10 protein-coding genes and 2 pseudogenes are annotated in these 15,966 nt (G+C 52.0%); 6 read left to right on the top strand and 6 right to left on the bottom strand.

From position 1 onward, the window contains the following. The first annotated feature begins 187 nt into the window (after positions 1 to 187). The gene (locus A7C91_RS07430; RefSeq protein ID WP_068666264.1) at positions 188 to 1,909 is read left to right on the top strand and encodes a glutamate--tRNA ligase; all 1,722 of its coding nucleotides are present in this window, start codon (positions 188 to 190) and stop codon (positions 1,907 to 1,909) included. 51 nt (positions 1,910 to 1,960) lie between these two features. Here the strand turns inward: A7C91_RS07430 and A7C91_RS07425 are convergent, their stop codons facing one another. The 3 genes and pseudogenes from A7C91_RS07425 to A7C91_RS07415 all read right to left on the bottom strand — a co-directional run bounded on the left by A7C91_RS07425 (position 1,961) and on the right by A7C91_RS07415 (position 7,880). Then, entirely contained in the window at positions 1,961 to 3,253 is a 1,293-nt protein-coding gene (locus A7C91_RS07425; RefSeq protein ID WP_068666262.1) for a sodium-dependent transporter, read from the bottom strand. A 140-nt stretch (positions 3,254 to 3,393) separates the two neighbouring features. Beyond that, positions 3,394 to 5,904, bottom strand: a pseudogene (gene malP / locus A7C91_RS07420) (maltodextrin phosphorylase). 101 nt (positions 5,905 to 6,005) lie between these two features. Further along, a complete protein-coding gene (locus A7C91_RS07415) occupies positions 6,006 to 7,880 on the bottom strand; it encodes a phosphoenolpyruvate carboxykinase (GTP) (protein ID WP_068666260.1) in 1,875 nt (624 codons plus the stop codon). Between the two features lie 134 nt (positions 7,881 to 8,014). On the opposite strand from A7C91_RS07415, the pseudogene A7C91_RS07410 reads away from it, so the two are divergent. The 3 genes and pseudogenes from A7C91_RS07410 (at position 8,015) to tmk (ending at position 10,540) form a co-directional block, all read left to right on the top strand. Further along, a pseudogene (locus A7C91_RS07410) lies at positions 8,015 to 9,097 on the top strand (nucleotidyltransferase family protein). A gap of 10 nt (positions 9,098 to 9,107) precedes the next feature. Then, positions 9,108 to 9,815, top strand: coding sequence for a phosphohexomutase domain-containing protein (locus tag A7C91_RS07405; protein WP_068666258.1), 708 nt, complete (start codon positions 9,108 to 9,110; stop codon positions 9,813 to 9,815). Positions 9,816 to 9,922: 107 nt separating this feature from the next. Next, a complete protein-coding gene (gene tmk, locus A7C91_RS07400; RefSeq protein ID WP_068667423.1) occupies positions 9,923 to 10,540 on the top strand; it encodes a dTMP kinase in 618 nt (205 codons plus the stop codon). 221 nt (positions 10,541 to 10,761) lie between these two features. Here the strand turns inward: tmk and A7C91_RS07395 are convergent, their stop codons facing one another. From A7C91_RS07395 to A7C91_RS07385, 3 genes are all read right to left on the bottom strand, one after another. Next, positions 10,762 to 11,631 carry an alpha/beta hydrolase gene (locus A7C91_RS07395; RefSeq protein WP_068666256.1) on the bottom strand — a complete coding sequence of 290 codons (870 nt, stop codon included), beginning with the start codon at positions 11,629 to 11,631 and terminating at the stop codon, positions 10,762 to 10,764. Between the two features lie 9 nt (positions 11,632 to 11,640). Beyond that, positions 11,641 to 12,951, bottom strand: a complete 1,311-nt coding sequence (locus A7C91_RS07390; RefSeq protein ID WP_068666254.1) for an MFS transporter — start codon at positions 12,949 to 12,951, stop codon at positions 11,641 to 11,643. Positions 12,952 to 13,080: 129 nt separating this feature from the next. Then, the gene (locus tag A7C91_RS07385) at positions 13,081 to 14,409 is read right to left on the bottom strand and encodes an SLC45 family MFS transporter (RefSeq protein ID WP_199920133.1); all 1,329 of its coding nucleotides are present in this window, start codon (positions 14,407 to 14,409) and stop codon (positions 13,081 to 13,083) included. An 87-nt stretch (positions 14,410 to 14,496) separates the two neighbouring features. Here A7C91_RS07385 and A7C91_RS07380 point away from each other — a divergent pair, with 87 nt between their 5' ends. Both A7C91_RS07380 and A7C91_RS07375 read left to right on the top strand, forming a co-directional pair. Beyond that, positions 14,497 to 15,183, top strand: coding sequence for a glycerophosphodiester phosphodiesterase family protein (locus tag A7C91_RS07380; RefSeq protein ID WP_068666250.1), 687 nt, complete (start codon positions 14,497 to 14,499; stop codon positions 15,181 to 15,183). 31 nt (positions 15,184 to 15,214) lie between these two features. Continuing rightward, positions 15,215 to 15,964 (top strand): glycerophosphodiester phosphodiesterase family protein, encoded by a 750-nt coding sequence (locus A7C91_RS07375; protein ID WP_068666248.1) that lies wholly within the window; start codon positions 15,215 to 15,217, stop codon positions 15,962 to 15,964. Positions 15,965 to 15,966 lie beyond the last annotated feature (2 nt).

Below are 15,966 nucleotides of genomic sequence, written 5' to 3'. Positions count from 1 at the left end.
TGGGAATTTCGTTCATTCTCTTTGGGATACTGATGGGCAATAACGGGGGCATGTTCTTCGGAATCCTCGGTTTTAGCCCTGGTGTTCCTGGAGATACTCCTACCGCAGAAGAAACGGAAGGAAGAACCACATTGCGAAGGGGAGTAACTTTATAACTCCTCCCTCCCTTCTTCCCCAGGTGAGGAAAATGAACGTGAAAGAGCTGATTATGAAGTACGCGCTCATCAATGCGATCAGCCACAAGGGCAAGGCCAACCCAAAGGCTGTGATAGGGAAGGTTCTCGGCGAGAACCCGGAACTTAGGCCCAAAGCAAAGGAGATAATCCCACTCGTCAATCAGATAGTGGAGCAGGTCAATGGAATGGGCATCGAAGAACAGGAAGCAAAGCTGAAGGAGATTTATCCCGAGTTCTTTGAGACAAAGAAGGAAAAGAAAGAGGAAAAGACGGGCCTCCCTCCACTCCCCAATGCCGAGAAAGGCAAAGTGGTTGCCCGCTTCGCTCCAAACCCCGACGGAGCACTCCACCTCGGCAACGCCAGGGCGGCGATACTCAGCCACGAGTACGCTCGCATATACGGTGGAAAGTTTATCCTCCGCTTTGATGACACAGACCCGAAGGTCAAGAGACCCGAACCTAAGTTCTACGACTGGATTATCGAAGACCTAAAGTGGCTCGGCTTCCAGATCGACGAAATCCACATTGCCAGCGACAGAATTGAGATTTATTACAATTACGCGGAGGAGCTCATCAGAATGGGTAAGGCCTATGTCTGTACCTGCAGGCCAGAGGAGTTCAGAAAGCTCCGCGATGAAGGAAAGGCCTGTCCACACAGGGAAGAGCCGGTAGAGGTTCAGCTCGAACGCTGGAGGAAAATGCTCAACGGAGAGTATAAAGAGGGAGAAGCCGTCGTTAGAATCAAGACCGACCTCAGCCATCCGAACCCAGCGGTTAGGGACTGGCCAGCCTTGAGAATAATCGACAATCCAAACCACCCGAGGACGGGCAACAAATACCGTGTCTGGCCGCTCTACAACTTCGCCTCCGCTATAGACGACCACGAGCTCGGTGTTACCCACATCTTCCGCGGTCAAGAGCACGCAGAAAACGAGACGAGGCAGCGCTACGTCTACGACTACTTTGGCTGGGAATACCCAGTTACCGTCCACCACGGAAGGCTCAGCATAGAGGGAGTAATTCTTAGCAAGTCCAAGACGAGAAAGGGCATCGAGGATGGAAAATACCTCGGCTGGGACGACCCGAGGTTAGGAACCATAAGGGCCCTGAAGAGGCGCGGCATAAGACCGGAGGCCATAAGGGAGCTTATCATCGAGGTCGGCCTAAAGAGAAGCGACACTACCGTCAGCTGGAACAACTTGGCAGCTATAAACCGCAGAATCATAGAGCCCATAGCCAACCGCCACTTCTTCGTTGCTGACCCGATACCGATGTACATTGAAGGTTACGGGGAGGAATTCGTGGCAGAGATTCCTCTACATCCGGACCACCCGGAGAGGGGCGTTAGAAGGCTCAAGTTCAAGCCCAAAAAGCCGGTTTATGTATCAAAGGACGACATGAACCTGCTCAAGCCCGGCAACTTTATCCGCCTGAAGGATCTCTTCAACGTGGAGATAGTCGAGGTGAGCGAGGAGGGAATTAAGGCCAGGTTCCACAGCATCGACTACGAGGTAGCGAGGGAAAACCGCTGGAGGATGATACACTGGGTAACCGAGGGCAAGCCCTGTGAGGTTCTCGTTCCACAGGGAGACGAACTCATCACCAGGAAAGGTCTGCTCGAAGCCGATGCTGACGTTAAGGTCGATGACATCGTCCAGTTCGAGCGCTTTGGCTTTGTGAGGATAGACGAAGTGACTCCAGAAAAGGTCGTCGCAATATTTGCTCACAAGTGAGCCCTTCTTCTTTTTTGCTTATTGCATCACAAACAAAAAATGAAAAAGCCCTCACTCTGAGGGCGTCCAGGGCACAAGCTTGTCGCCAAAGAGCCCGAAGGCAATAACTACCACGGCGAGGATTCCCGAGGCTACGTAGACGCCTCCTGCTCTGAACACGGTGGCGAGGGCATAAAGACCTCCCACAAGGAAGAGCAGTGCGGCTGTTCCTGCCACCACGAGCCCGAGAGTTGAGAGCTTCTCCTTGGATGTTATCACTGGATACAGCTCAAATATGGCCATGAAGAAAGTTATTATGATCACTGCCTTGAGAGCCATATCCGCTATTGACGGGGGAGAATCCATCAGCCCTATGACGAGGGCCGCGCCAATAAGATACATGGCAGCCCTGTTTCTGCCCACTCTCAGTGTCGATTCTACTATCTGGAGGCCTACCTCAGCGGTAGGCAACAGGCTCGTGACCCCAGCAAAGAACACTGAGATTCCGATGAGTGCTATAAGTGCAGGATAGCCTGAGAGTATGTCCGGTAGCTCACTCATGAGCTGGATCGCCCCTTCATCGCCGCCATAGACGTACTGAAGGAGCCTCTCCGGGGTGGTTGGACCAAGGCCGTAGACAACGATTATCGTGGAGAGCACTCCAACAAGGAGCTGAATGAAGATTCCAGTTCCTATAATGAGCTTAGCGTTAAAGCGCTCGTTGATGAAGCTCCCGAGCATCAGGTAGAACGCGAATCCAAGTCCAACACCATAGATTGCTCTAAGTGCGGCGTCTTTAATGAGGTCAAGAGTGATGGCGTGCCTAGCAATAAGCATGTGCTTGGCCATTCCAAGGAACGTGGCATTCTCCGGTATCTGGAGCTTGAAGGCAACCGCCGTTATGGCCACCGCAATGACGAAGATAACCGAACCAATGGCCATTATGGCGAAGGTATTCTCCTTGGCCCTGGTAAGGATCACGAAGACTATCACGAACATCAGTACCTTTGCTATTAACCTCGCAACGGCTCCAGTACCGAGCAGCGGTGAGACCAGAGTCAGCATCACGTTGGCTGCATAGTATGAGAGAAACATCACTATAGCCGCAAATATTGCCATAATCATTGAGGGCCTTTTGGCAACCTTCTGGTACAGCTCCACGAAGTAGTAGCCGGACTTCATGACGGTCTCCGCCTCTAGGATTGCCACATAGGTCAGCATGGTCAGGAATACTACGTGCACTATGATTCCCGTAATCCCGTACTGGAGCCAAAACTGCGGGAAGAGACCTATGCTTCCGATTCCCGTGGCAAATCCAGCAACGAGGAATATCAGATATATCGTCCATTTTTTGACTTCGTCCATGATTCCACCTCCGGGAATTCTAATCAAAAAGGCGACATTGATAGTTAAAAATATGCCTCCACACAAAGAATGTTGGAAAGTTCTTATACAAAATTTTGTGAGTTGAATTTTGTTGGAAATGAAACAAAGGGAATAAAAAATCACTCGAAGGGACCTCTCCACTTCACCAATCCAAGCAGGAATCGGTGAAACAGCTTTTCGTGGTGGGGGTAGATCCTTATCACATAGTGCCAGTAGGGGTCACTGAGGTGCCTCAGAGCGCTTCCCTCATAGGTGTAGAGCCACCTTCCATCCCCGAGCTCCTTTGGATGCCTCAGCTCAAAGATATGCGGTTTCTCTATGTGATGCTCCTCGGCATGGACGCCGAAGTAGAGCTCGAGGCAAACGTCTTCGGGCTTAAGTCCGTCGAGGTGGACGATGACCTGAAGTCTGCTTCCGTCTGTGATGACTACGTTTTTGATGCTCACGTTGTTCCATGTACCGATAACGCGGTCTTTCCATGTGGCTATCTCTTTGGCACCGACGTAGTTGTCCCTCGTGAGCCAGATGTAGTTGCTCATAGCCTTGGAATAGAAGAGGTTCATGTACTCCTTGACCATCCTGTGGGTGCTGAAGCGCGGGGCTATGCTCTTGATGCTCTCCTTCATCATGTAAATCCATCTCTTGCGGTTGCCGTAGTAGGTCGGAATTATCTCCCTCTCCAGCAGGTTGTAGAGGCTCTCTGCGTCCTTTATGTCGTCGGCCTCGGTTTCGGGCTTCGTGCTCTCCTCTCCAATAATCCACCCGTTCCTGCCGTTGTAGCCTTCCACCCACCAACCCTCGTAGATGCTCGCGTTGAGCACTCCGTTCAGCCCAGCCTTCATTCCACTCGTTCCGCTCGCTTCCATCGGCCTGCGCGGGGTGTTGAGCCAGAGGTCAACTCCAGCCACCATGAGCCTTGCACTGCGCATGTCGTAGTTCTCAAGGACGAATATCTTGCCCTTGAACTCGGGCATCGAGGAAACCTCGTAGACCTTCTTTAGGAACTCCTTGCCGGCCTCGTCCATTGAATGAGCCTTTCCACCAAAGACTATGTAGACTGGCCTCTCCGGGTCGTTCAGGATCCTCTTGAGTCGCTCGATGTCCGTGAAGAGTAGGGTGGCGCGCTTGTAGGTCACAAAGCGCCTGGCGAAGTATATGATGAGCGCGTTTTCGTCGATCTCAGGCAGGGGCTCATCTATTCCAAGCCTCTCGTTCCTAGCTTTAATCTTCCTCTTCAGTAGCTCTATGAACTCCCTCTTGGCCTTAAGGTGGACCTCCCAGAGCTCTTCATCGGGAATTCTCTCGATGGCATACCACAGACCCTCGATGTTCGTGTGCTCGCGCCATGCCTTTCCGATATAGCGGTCGAAGAGCTTTCTCATCTCGCTGTGAACCTAGGTCATGGTGTGCACGCCGTTGGTGATACCGTCGACAGGTATCTCATCCAGCGGAACTCCGGGCCAAAGATTCTGCCACATGCGCTTGCTTACCTCGGCATGGAGCTTGCTAACGCCGTTGACATAGCTGGAAGTTCTTATGGCCAGTAGGGTCATGTTGATTTCATTCCACTCGCGGCCGAGCTCCAGGAGCCTCTCGTCCTTACCCTCAAGGAACTTGGCGAGCCTCTTCCTGACTTCCTCAATTGGGAAGCGGTCGTGGCCCGCTGGAACTGGAGTGTGCGTGGTGAAAACCGTAGTCTCCCTAACAATACTCAACGCCTCGGTAAAGGTCAACCCTTCATCCATGTACCAGGCTATCCTCTGGAGGTTGGCAAAGGCTGGATGCCCCTCGTTGAGATGAACAACACTCGGCTCTATACCAAGAGCTTCCAAAAGGCACATTCCACCGATTCCCAGGGGTATCTCCTGCTTTATGCGCTTGTCTATCTCGGCGTTGTAGATGTAGTCGCATATGGTTCTGTCGTCCGCGCTATTCTCGGGAACGTCGGTGTCTAGGAGATATATCTTCACCCTTCCAACCTCAACCTCGGAGGCCCTTGCGTAAATGATTCTGTCCTCTATGGGGACCTCTATAAGGAGTGGCTTTCCATCCCTTCCGAGAACCGGTTTTATCGGCATCTCCTCTGGCCTGTACTCTGGGAAAATCTCAATCTATCTTCCGTCCCTGTCTATCTCCTGTTTGAAGTAGCCGTGCTTATAGAGCAGACCTATTGCTATGAAAGGCAGACCAAGGTCACTGGCGGTCTTCACGTGGTCACCAGCGAGTATTCCCAGGCCGCCGGAGTATATGAGCAGAGTCCTGCTTATGCCGTACTCCATGCAGAGATACACTATGGGCTTGTCCCACTTGGGATAGTTGGTTAAGAACCAGAACGAATTTGGATCCACATAATCACTGAACTGTTCCATAACGAGCTCGTAGAGGTTTATGAAGTCGTCGTCCTTCAGAAGTTCCTCCAGGCGCTCCTCAGAAACATCGAGAAGAAGCTTAACCGGATTATTGTGTTCCTTCCAGTGTTCCGGATCAATATACTCCCAGAGCCTCGTTGCCCTCCTGTTCCAGCTCCACCAGTAGTTGTAGGCCAGATCAGCTAAATCCTTTATGGGATTGGGAAGCTTCTCCCTGATTAAATCGTGGATGGGAGTTTCAACGTCAGTCCTGGCAACCACTTATGTATCATTTTCAGTGATACTATGTAGAAAGAAAGTTAAAAAGGGTTTTGGGAGTGCATAGAAAAGTGCACTCAGAGAAGGGAAAAGAAAAGAAGGGCTCAGACCTTCTCCAGCTGGAAGGGGCTGATGTAGTCGCCGTACTTCTCTCTCGCCTTCAGCAGCCTCTCGCGCTCCTGAGCAAGAACTTCAAAGAGCTCCTCCGGAATGTTTCCAATCTCGCGGTAGATTTTTTCGATGCGCTCTATCTTGGCCAACAGCTCTGGAACCCTTATTGTGAACTGTTTTTCGTAGTCATCCCTAGTGTAGTCCTTGTTGAGAACCTCACGGGAGAGCCTCGCCAGGTCCTCGTACTTGGGTATGTATCCTATCGGTGTTTCTATGGCATCGACGTCGCCGTGAACGCGGAGCTCCATCCACTTGAGCCACACAGCTTTGTCGATCTTGTGGTTGAGCCAGTTACCCTCCTTGTTCCTGAGGAAGTAGTTAACCGCGAATATCTTGGGAGCCTTCCTGAGCTTCCCCTCGAACTCCAGGTAGTTCCTCAGGTAGTCCCCTATGTGGACGCTCATAAAGTCCAGTATGGCCATTGGATTGAAGGCCCTGACCCCTTCCTTACCGAGGGTAGCGGCGGTAGTCTCGCTCTCAAGAGCCGCTCCCATAGTTACGATGCCGTGCTTCCAGTCGAAGGCCTCGCGAACTGGAGGCCATGTGTCCTTGTCCCTGCCGCCGAATATCATACCGCCAACTTCAACGCCGCAAGGAGCTTCCAGGGCGTCCATGTCAACGTTCGGGAAGTGTTCGAGTGAAACCGTGAAGCGCGCGTTCTTATGGCTCGGCGGTATCTCGTTGCTCTCTTCATCCTTCTTTCCGCGCCACCACTGACCGCTGTGGTTTTCCCCATCGTCAGGAATCTCTGTCCCCATATCGTTCCAGTAGGGCTTTCCGTCCTTGACGAGCACGTTGGAGAAGATTATCTCGACGGGCGAGTGGAGAACCTGCCATATTATCGGGTCGTCCTCTGGATTTACGCCCTGAATTATGCCGAAAACGCCTTTCTCGACGTTCGCTCCGCGTGCTATTCCGTTCATGGGCACGATGAACGCCAAATCGTCGCCGACGATGTTCTCCCACGGAATCATAGCTGTGGAGGTTTTGCCGCACATGCTCGGATAGGCGCCGGTGAAGTAGGTCTTCCTGCCGTTGGGGCCGTTTACCCTCATCAGGAACATGTGCTCGCTGAGCCAGCCCTCTCTAACGGCGCGCTGGATGGTGAGCCTGAAGGCGAGCTTCTTGAGGCCTATCGTGTTGCCGCCATACTGGGTGTTGACGGAGTAGACCGTCTCGCCCTCAAGGTCTATGTATATCCTCCTCTTACCGAGGTTCTTGCTGGTCTTCCTCTCGTCGAGCTCTCCAGCGCTGTGAACGAACCTGAAGAAGCGCGCGCTTCTTCCGAGGCGTTTAAACTCTTCGTAGCCCTTCCTGTAAAGGATGAACTCGGAATGGGCTACATAAGCAGAATCCGTGAGCTGAACAGCAGGAATCGTGAAGACCGAGTTCTTCGGCCCGAGGACGAAAAAGCACACGAAGAGCTCCTTACCGCGCATTACTCCCTTCATCAGCTCGCGTATCTCCTTAAGGCCCTCCTCACGGTCAATGGTGTTGAGAAACGGTAAGCTCTTCCCGCCGGAAACGAGAAGTTTCGTGTTGGCCTTGTCGCGGGCCTGGTCATAGTAGTTGTCGTAATGAACCGTATGATTGGGAGTTTCGAGCATCTTCTCTTCGCCATAATAGAGAGCTTTCCAGCGGACATACCATTCATCCTCTTCGCTATCGGTGCAGACGAAAACTTTGCTCGGTTCGAGCCACTCAATCCACTCGGCCAAAAACTCGTGTAGTTCTGGGTTGTCTATTGCCTTAATTTTCTCAAACTGCTCCTTATCAAGGAGTTTCTCAAGCCTTTCGAGAGCATTCATACTACCGCCTCCAAGAATAGTAGAGTAATACCTTAAAATAGTTTGTCGGAAATTTAAGTGCCCCGGTGGACTTATAAGTTCAGCCATGCGCAAAACATATTAACTCTTAGTAGAACAACATAGCGGTGCGTGGAATGAAGGCGGTGATTTTGGCAGGGGGTAGGGGACGCGGCTGCTACCACTCACAGTCTACAGACCCAAGCCGATGATACCCTTCCTCAACAGGCCCCTCATGGAGTACGCCCTCCAAAACCTCCTGAGGGCCGGGGTTGAGGAAGTGTACGTCTTGGTTGGCTACCTCAAAGAGCGCATTATGGAGTACCTTGGCGAGGGAAGCGACTATGGAATAGAGATACACTACTCCAACAGCGAGAACGCTAAGTTAGGAACAAGTGGGGCCACGAGAAAGCTCGTCAAGAACATGGGCGAGGCATTCTTTGTCGTCTCGAGCAACGTGCTAACAAACCTCGACCTCAGGGCGCTCTACGAATACCACCTGAGGAAAAAGGCGCCGGCAACGATAGCGCTCTCGAGGGTCTAAGACCCCACGCAGTATGGTATAGTCCTAATAAACAACGATGGAAGGATTCTCCGCTTCAAGGAAAAGCCCAAGCAGAAAGAAGCCTTCAGCGATTTGGTCAATGCAGGCATCTACGTCTTCGAGCCGGAGGCCTTTGATCTCGTTCCCAAGAGTAAGAACTTTGACTTCTCCAAGGACCTGTTCCCGAGGATGCTCGAGAATGGCTTGCCCTCCTACGGCTTCCCCTTCAGGGGTACTGGAACGACGTTGGCAGGCCGTCCAACTATCTGCAGGCTACATAGGACATCTTTCACGGCAGGCTGATACTCCCACAGCTCAGGGCAGAGAGCCTGAAGGGAAACCTCGAACACGGGGGCAGTTTGATTACAGGGCAACGATGCAGGCTCAGAAAGCCAGAACTACAGGGCTTCGCTGTTCTCGGCGACGATGTGGAGATAGACAGAAACGTTAAAATAGAGCGTTCCGTGATATTCTCAAATGTTACCATCGAGGAAGGGGCTGAGATTAGGGAAGCGATAATCGGCGAGAACGTCTACATTGGAAGGGGGTCATTATCCAGCCCGAGAGCGTCATAGGCGACAGTACGGTCATCGAGGACTTCAGCAAGATCGGCTCCAACGTCAAGATTTGGGTGGAGTCGAGGATTGATAAGGAGAGTATAATAGTGCCAGATTGAGGTGGTGAAGGTGGAGGTGTATTACTCCCAGAGATTCAATCCAGAGGAACTCGCCCTGCTTGGAAGGGCAATAGGAACGATATCCCACGGCACGATAATAGTCGGAAGGGACGGCAGAGCCATCTCGCGCTACGGGAAAAGGGCAATGGTGGTCGGCATAGTCAGTACGGGCTCGACGATAATGGACGTCAGGCTGATACCCCTCATAGCCCTCAAGGACTTCGCCTACAGGAAGGGCCTTCCTTTGGCCTACGTCTACTACTACGGCGGCATTCGTGTCTACGTCAGCGGAATAGACAGCGAGGAGATAAAGGCCATCCTGGAGAGCAAGAGCTTCATCGAGGCCCAGCCCAACGATATAGGTGCAACGGTCTACTACCCGAACGCGCTCGACGACTTTCTGCATGAGATCTTCAAGCACTACAACTTCCGTATCAAGGGTAAGGCCCTTGTGGATGCCATGAACACTCCAGCAGTTCTCTTCTTCCCGAGGATGAGCGAGCACTTCGGCTTTGAGGCCGAGCTTATAAACGACATGATGACGAGTTACCTGCCACCAAAACCAAAGGAGGTCTTCCTCCACAAGCTGAGCAAGGGTGACTACGACTTCGGTCTTCGCTTCAGGCCAGAAGGCGTGGTGGAGTTCTACAAAGACGGGGAAGAACTCGAGTTTGGAAGCATATGGAAGCTCTTCGACCACATGAAGAAGAACCTCTAAGATTTTTTACTTTCTTTTTAAATCGGCTCAAAATCCTGAAAGAAAAGCGTTAAAAGGGGAGCCCTTAATAACCCCCTCTGTTCATTTTGGGGGTGACATCTGTGGGAATGTTCATTGTTATCGAGGGCATAGATGGTGCTGGTAAATCAACTCAAGCAAAGCTTCTAGCGAAGTGGTTCGAGGAAAAAGGCTACGACGTGGTTCTAACTAAAGAGCCAACAGATACAGCCTTCGGAAAGCTCATCAGAAGGCTCGTCCTCACCGGCGGCAGGGAGGGCATAATAGACGGAGCTCGAATAAGCCACGAGGCTGAGGCGCTTCTCTTCGCAGCAGATAGAGCGGAGCACGTCCACAAGCTGATAAAACCATCTATAGGGGCTGGAAAGATCGTCATCTCCGACCGCTACTTCTACTCGTCCCTGGCATATCAATGGGCGAGGGGTCTCGATTTGGATTGGCTCATTGACCTGAACCGCTTCGCCATTAGGCCGGATCTCGTAATCCTCCTCGATTTGCCCGTCAAGGAAAGCATGAAGCGCATAAACGGACGAAGCATAAAGACAGAGTTCGACAAGATAGTGGAGCTCCAGAAGAAGGTCAGGGAGAACTACCTCAAGCTCGCAGAGAGGTTTCCGGAGATGAAGATAGTGAACGCCCTCGCCAGCGTCAAGGACATACACAACGACATCGTCGCCCTGGTTGAGCACGAACTCCTCAAGAAGTGATGGGGTCAGCCAGTGCCGATGTCATCACGTGCCGCACGGAGCGCGGGTTCAGACCGGTAAACGCTCCTCATCCCCTGCTTTTCTTCGGCGGATTCTTTTTAAAGGTTGGGGAGAAGTTCTTTTGGCCGATGACGAGCGTTAGCCACACTGAGCGGTGAGGAAAAGAGGGTTAGCCGAGGCCGCTTTTCACAGAGAAAACGGGTAAGGGAATCAAAAGCTTCTCAAGCCATCCACTTCCTCAGAAACTCCCCGACCTTCGCTTTCCACTCCTCGGGATGGAACTTGAGCGTCCTGACATGGGTGGCATCGGTAACCCACAGCTCGACGTTCGGATTGATTCTCTTGTTCCGCTCGTAGAAAGCTCTGACTTCCTCGACCTTGACGAGCGGGTCCTTTTCACCGGCTATGATGAGGAGGGGCTTTCTGACTCTGTCGGCGTACTCTATCGGGTGGATTTCCCTTCCGCCACTGAAGAGCTTGGTGAATGGCTTGACAAAGGTGTAGAGCCACTCCGGCAGGTTGGCAAAGTACCTGAGCCCCCTAGCTCCAGTTTTGTCGAGATCCATCGGCGGCGAATCTGCCACACCACAGCAGGTCCTTTCATCCTCTGCAAGGGCCCTTATGGTCACCATTGCGCCCATCGAGAAGCCGATTAGGCCTATCTTCTCCGCCTTGTCTGGGTGCTCCTTCTTCAGCCAGTCGATGGCAGATAAGACGTCGGTTAACTCCTTATCGCTCACCGTTGTGTATTTACCCCCGCTCCTCCCGTGGGCGCGGAAGTCGAAGACAAGCACGTTGTAGCCCTCCTTGAGCAGAAACTCGACTGTGGGCTTCATGTAGAGGGAATACCACCTGCTGGAAGTGTAGCCGTGGAGCGGTATCACTGTCTTATCGCTCCCGTTGTCAATCCACCAGCCGCTCAGCTTGAGCCCATCGCGCGTTTCTATCGTGACATCCTCATAGTCGTGGCCAAACTCCTTAGGCGTCCAGTCCTCGATGAGCCTTGGTGGCTTCACCATCTTGTAGCTCACGAAAGCGACAAAAGCCAAAAACAGAAAGGCGAGAAGGGCAATAACTGTAAGCCATCCCATTTTATCACCTCACTCCAACTCCGCCGTATGGACCTCAAGGTTCTTCATGTGCCATATCATCGGCATCGCCAGGAGAACCAGTATCGCCCCGATGGGGAACAGGACGCGGTAGTTCTCCCCTGCCAGGTCAACTATTGCACCGCCGACTATTCCCGCCAAGAGCACTGGAAGGGAGCGGGTGGCCTCAAAGAAGCCATAATAACGGCCCGTGAAGGCTTCCTTCTCATAGCGAGTCAACAAGTCGCCGATGACAGGATAAGAAGCCGCCATGAGGATTCCCCAGCCGATTCCCGCTATTCCAAGGGCAATCACTATTTCGGTCTGGGTGTTGATAAACCCCCCCCAAAGCTGCGGGAGGGCAAATATGAGACCGCCGAGGATTATGCTAAGCCTTCTGCCGAGCTTGTCATAGATGAGGCCACCAGGAAGGGCACCGAGGAGAACAGTAATGTTGAAGAGTGCCATAAGGTAAAGTCCGAGAGAAGTCACTGCCTTGACGTTCTCCTCGCTCGCTGATCCGTGAAGGACGTAAGCCAGTATGCCGTAAAGGAATATCGCTATGAACTCGAAGCTCATCCACCAGAGTGTTTGAGCCGCGTAGAACTTGAGGAAGTCTCTGTTCTTGACGATGCTCTTCAGGTATGCGGTAAGGCTCTCATTCTCCTCTATCTCTGGTGCCTCTGGCTCTCTTACAATGAAGTAAACGAAGAGCGCCGCTCCAATGAGGAATGCAGCTGTGATGATGTACGGTATCTTGAGATAGGGGGTCTGGGCGAGTGCCTTGATTCCCTCGCTCTCGCCGGTCTCTGCCACTGCTTTGGCTATCAGGTAACCAGCCAAGCCGAAGAGGAAGAGGTTTCCAGCCCACTCGAGAAGTGTGATGACCCCACTGGCCTTCCCTCTCTGGCCGCTCTCTATTGTGTCGGGCATCAGAGCTCTAAACTGGGCAGTATAGATGTGCATTGACAGGTAGAAGAACGCTAACGTTAGGGCGAAGCCCCAGAGCGGAACTCCCATAGCGTAGCCCGTGTACATCATCATCGCTGCGATTCCAGCGAGAATGCCGCCTATCATGATGAAAGGCCTTCTCCTTCCGTGCTTTGATTTGAGTGTATCGCTGTAATATCCAAGAAGAACTGGAATGAACAGGCCGATAAAACCCTCAACAGCCAGTATGGTTCCTTTCACAAATGCCGAGTTGGTGTAGCTCGAGAGCAGCGGGAATGAAAGCCCCTTGTTCAGTGCCCAGCCGACGCTCCTGCTGAATCCGAGCAACGCCAGGCCCAGAACAACACTCCAGCTGAACTTTTTCTCGTTCATGGTTTTACCCCCCATAGTCAGTTGCTGAGACAAGTTTCTGGAAAAATCTGTTTTTATGTTTTTGGTTTGAAGAATGAAATTTCCTATATTCCGGAAGGCAGGACTTTTAAGATTATAAAGAGAAAAGGATCAGTCCATCTCGGGCACGTAGTCGTACACATCCCCCTTGCTCTTTACGATGTCGCCTCTCCTGACGAACTGCATCGTTACGAGGGCCAGCACGAAAAAGACCGTCGCAAATAGCAGCAGCGTCTTGTAGCCCGCAACGTCTATGAAGGCTCCAGAGAGAGGAGGTGCAACGAGGTTTGCCGCCTGGCTGAAGAAGTAGTAGAGGCCAGTGTAGCCGCCGAGCTTTTCTTCGGTGGTCATGTCCACAACCATTGGCAGGGAGTTAACGTTCACCATCGCCCAGCCTATGCCACCCACGAAGAAGAGTCCCATAAAGGTCATCACAACGGGGTCTCCGAGGGAACTGCTCGCGGGTTTTGAGGTTTCACCGACCTGGTAGGCCGCGAGCATTATTGCCACAACCACGAGCAGGCCAATGGTTATGGTTCTCTTTCTTCCAACCCTGCCACCGAGAAAGCCCGCTGGAATAGCGAATATCATAAAGCTAAGCGAGAACACGCCCAGCATAAAGGCACCGGTGCTCTCCTCAATTCCGAGATGGTATTTTGCGTAGCTCGTAAAGAATGTCTCTAGCGAGTTGAATGCTATGAACCAGAAGAATATTGCCAGCAGTATCGCAAGCAGACTCTTTTCCCTGCTAGCAAAGACATCCTTAAGATTTTCCTTCAGCTCACCGGAGCTCTTCCGGCTGGTTTCCTTGAGGAGTTGACTCAGTTTGACCCTGACCTCGCCCGCTTTCCTGTACCTCCCAGGCTCAGGCACGAAAAGCACCACGAAGAGGTTAGCGAGAAGCATTATCGCGGCGCCAACGTAGAAAGGAAGCACATAATTGATGTCGTAGAGCATTTTGCCTCCAAAGTAGGCAAAGAGCGCTCCAAGACCACCCATAAAGTTGATTATCCCATTGGCCTGGCTCCTCTTCTCACTCGGCGTTATGTCTGGCATGAAGGCTATGACCGGCGAGCGGAAGAGAGCCATGAAGAAGTTCATCAGGATAATGGTCCCCATGAAGAGAGCCAAGTTTTCGTACTCCCTGGCCACGGGTATAAGTGCAAACATAAGAGCCGCCAAAGGAGCACCCAAGAGTATGTATGGCTTCCTCCTCCCAAGGCGCGTTCGGGTCATATCGCTCAGAGCCCCGAGGAATGGAAGGAGGATGACTGCGAAGAGGTTGTCTATCGTCATGATAAAGCCGGTGACAGTCTTGCTGAGGTTAAACGTGTCCTGCAGGAAAATAGGCACATAAGCGTTGTAGAGCGCCCATATTATACTTATCCCAAAGAAGCCAAAACCAAGGATGAATATCCTGCTGTACTTGAAGTCCTTCATGTTCATCACCAGACTATTTTAGTCCTCAATGAATTAAAACGATGGGTTTTTAAGGATTTTTAATGTCCATAAAGAGTGGTAGTAAGGATGAGGATCGTAATCCTCGGCCACAGAGGCTTCAGAGGGAGGCTCGAGAACACCATTCCTGCCTTTAGGCGGGTACTCCGATACGCCGACGGTATAGAGTTCGACGTGAGGGTCACAGGCGATGGAAAGCTCGTGACCCACCACGACAGGGGCTTCCAAGCTGATGGTTCCTATCACTATCTGCGGGAGCTGAGCCTTAGGGAGCTGAGAAGGCTCCACCCCAATGGAAAGCTCATTCCAACAGTCGGAAGCGTTTTCAAGAAATCCAGGGACGTTCCTCTCAACGCCGACATGAAGGAGATAGAAGCCGTAGAGGATGTTGTAACCCTAGCCGAGAGGTTTGGAGTCCTTGAAAACACTGTCTTTTCAACCGAGAGCAGAGAAATCGCGAAACGTCTCATGAAGGAATGCCCATTCTGCAGAGTTGGCTTTTCAATAGTCGGCTATTCCTCTATCAGCCATCTCGCAAGGTTGAAAGGCCTTTATTCTATCCACGTGCCGATAGATGCAGTGGGATATATTGGATACAGAAATCTCATTACCCTACTCATGACACTTCGGAAGAGGAGACTGCGGGTTTACCTCTGGAACTACCAAATGGACGAGCTTCTCTGGGTTCCGAGGCTAAAGAGCCTCGTAGACGTTATCATCTCTGACGATCCGGCAAAGCTGAGGAAAGTTTTTTAGTGACTGGGCTTATCAGTTTGGGGCGATGTTCATGCCATGGGAACGGAAAGGAGTAATAGTCCTCGGACACAGGGGATATATGAGTAAGTACCCAGAAAACAGCCTCCTGGCCTTCAAGGAGGCAATCGAGGCAGGGGCCGATGGAATCGAACTCGATGTCTGGCTCACCCGGGACGGAAAAGTCATAGTCATGCATGATGAGAGCATAGACAGGACGAGCAACTTAAGCGGGAAGCAGAAGGGGATGACGCTGGAAGAGCTAAAAAGGGCCGACATAGGTATGGGAGAGAAGATACCCACGCTGGAAGAGGTTTTTGAGGTCCTTCCGAAAGATACCCTGATAAACGTCGAGCTCAAAGACGTTGATGCCGCCAAAGAAACAGCCTGCATAGTCCTGGAGAACAACCCCGAGAGAGTCATGGTTTCCTCCTTCGAAATCGACGCCCTGAGGGAGTACCGCAAATACGACAGAGAGACCACCATGGGACTCCTCATAGACAGGGAGGAAGTTGTGCCGCTCATACTAAAGCTCAAGGAGGAACTCAACCTCTGGTCGATAAACGTCCCGATGGAGGCCATCCCAATAATCGGCCTTGAGAAGACCCTACAAGCGCTCGGCTGGGCCCGCTCGCTCGGCCTCAGGGTTGCCCTCTGGACGGAGAACGACGAGCTGTTCTACCTCAATGATAACTTAGCGAAGCTAAAAGGTCTCTTTGAGGTCATCATAGCGAACGACGTCGAGAGAATGATTGAATACTTAAGGAGATTGGGACTCAGGTAAGG

The organism is Thermococcus piezophilus, assembly GCF_001647085.1.
GTDB lineage: Archaea > Methanobacteriota_B > Thermococci > Thermococcales > Thermococcaceae > Thermococcus > Thermococcus piezophilus.
This window is presented reverse-complemented; position numbering and strand designations above follow the sequence as displayed.

Coding starts and splice junctions, on each gene's coding strand:
- A7C91_RS07430 (WP_068666264.1), top strand. CDS start 188: ATGAACGTGAAAGAGCTGATTATGAAGTACGCGCTCATCAATGCGATC.
- A7C91_RS07425 (WP_068666262.1), bottom strand. CDS start 3,253: ATGGACGAAGTCAAAAAATGGACGATATATCTGATATTCCTCGTTGCT.
- A7C91_RS07415 (WP_068666260.1), bottom strand. CDS start 7,880: ATGAATGCTCTCGAAAGGCTTGAGAAACTCCTTGATAAGGAGCAGTTT.
- tmk (WP_068667423.1), top strand. CDS start 9,923: ATGTTCATTGTTATCGAGGGCATAGATGGTGCTGGTAAATCAACTCAA.
- A7C91_RS07395 (WP_068666256.1), bottom strand. CDS start 11,631: ATGGGATGGCTTACAGTTATTGCCCTTCTCGCCTTTCTGTTTTTGGCT.
- A7C91_RS07390 (WP_068666254.1), bottom strand. CDS start 12,951: ATGAACGAGAAAAAGTTCAGCTGGAGTGTTGTTCTGGGCCTGGCGTTG.
- A7C91_RS07385 (WP_199920133.1), bottom strand. CDS start 14,409: ATGAAGGACTTCAAGTACAGCAGGATATTCATCCTTGGTTTTGGCTTC.
- A7C91_RS07380 (WP_068666250.1), top strand. CDS start 14,497: ATGAGGATCGTAATCCTCGGCCACAGAGGCTTCAGAGGGAGGCTCGAG.
- A7C91_RS07375 (WP_068666248.1), top strand. CDS start 15,215: ATGCCATGGGAACGGAAAGGAGTAATAGTCCTCGGACACAGGGGATAT.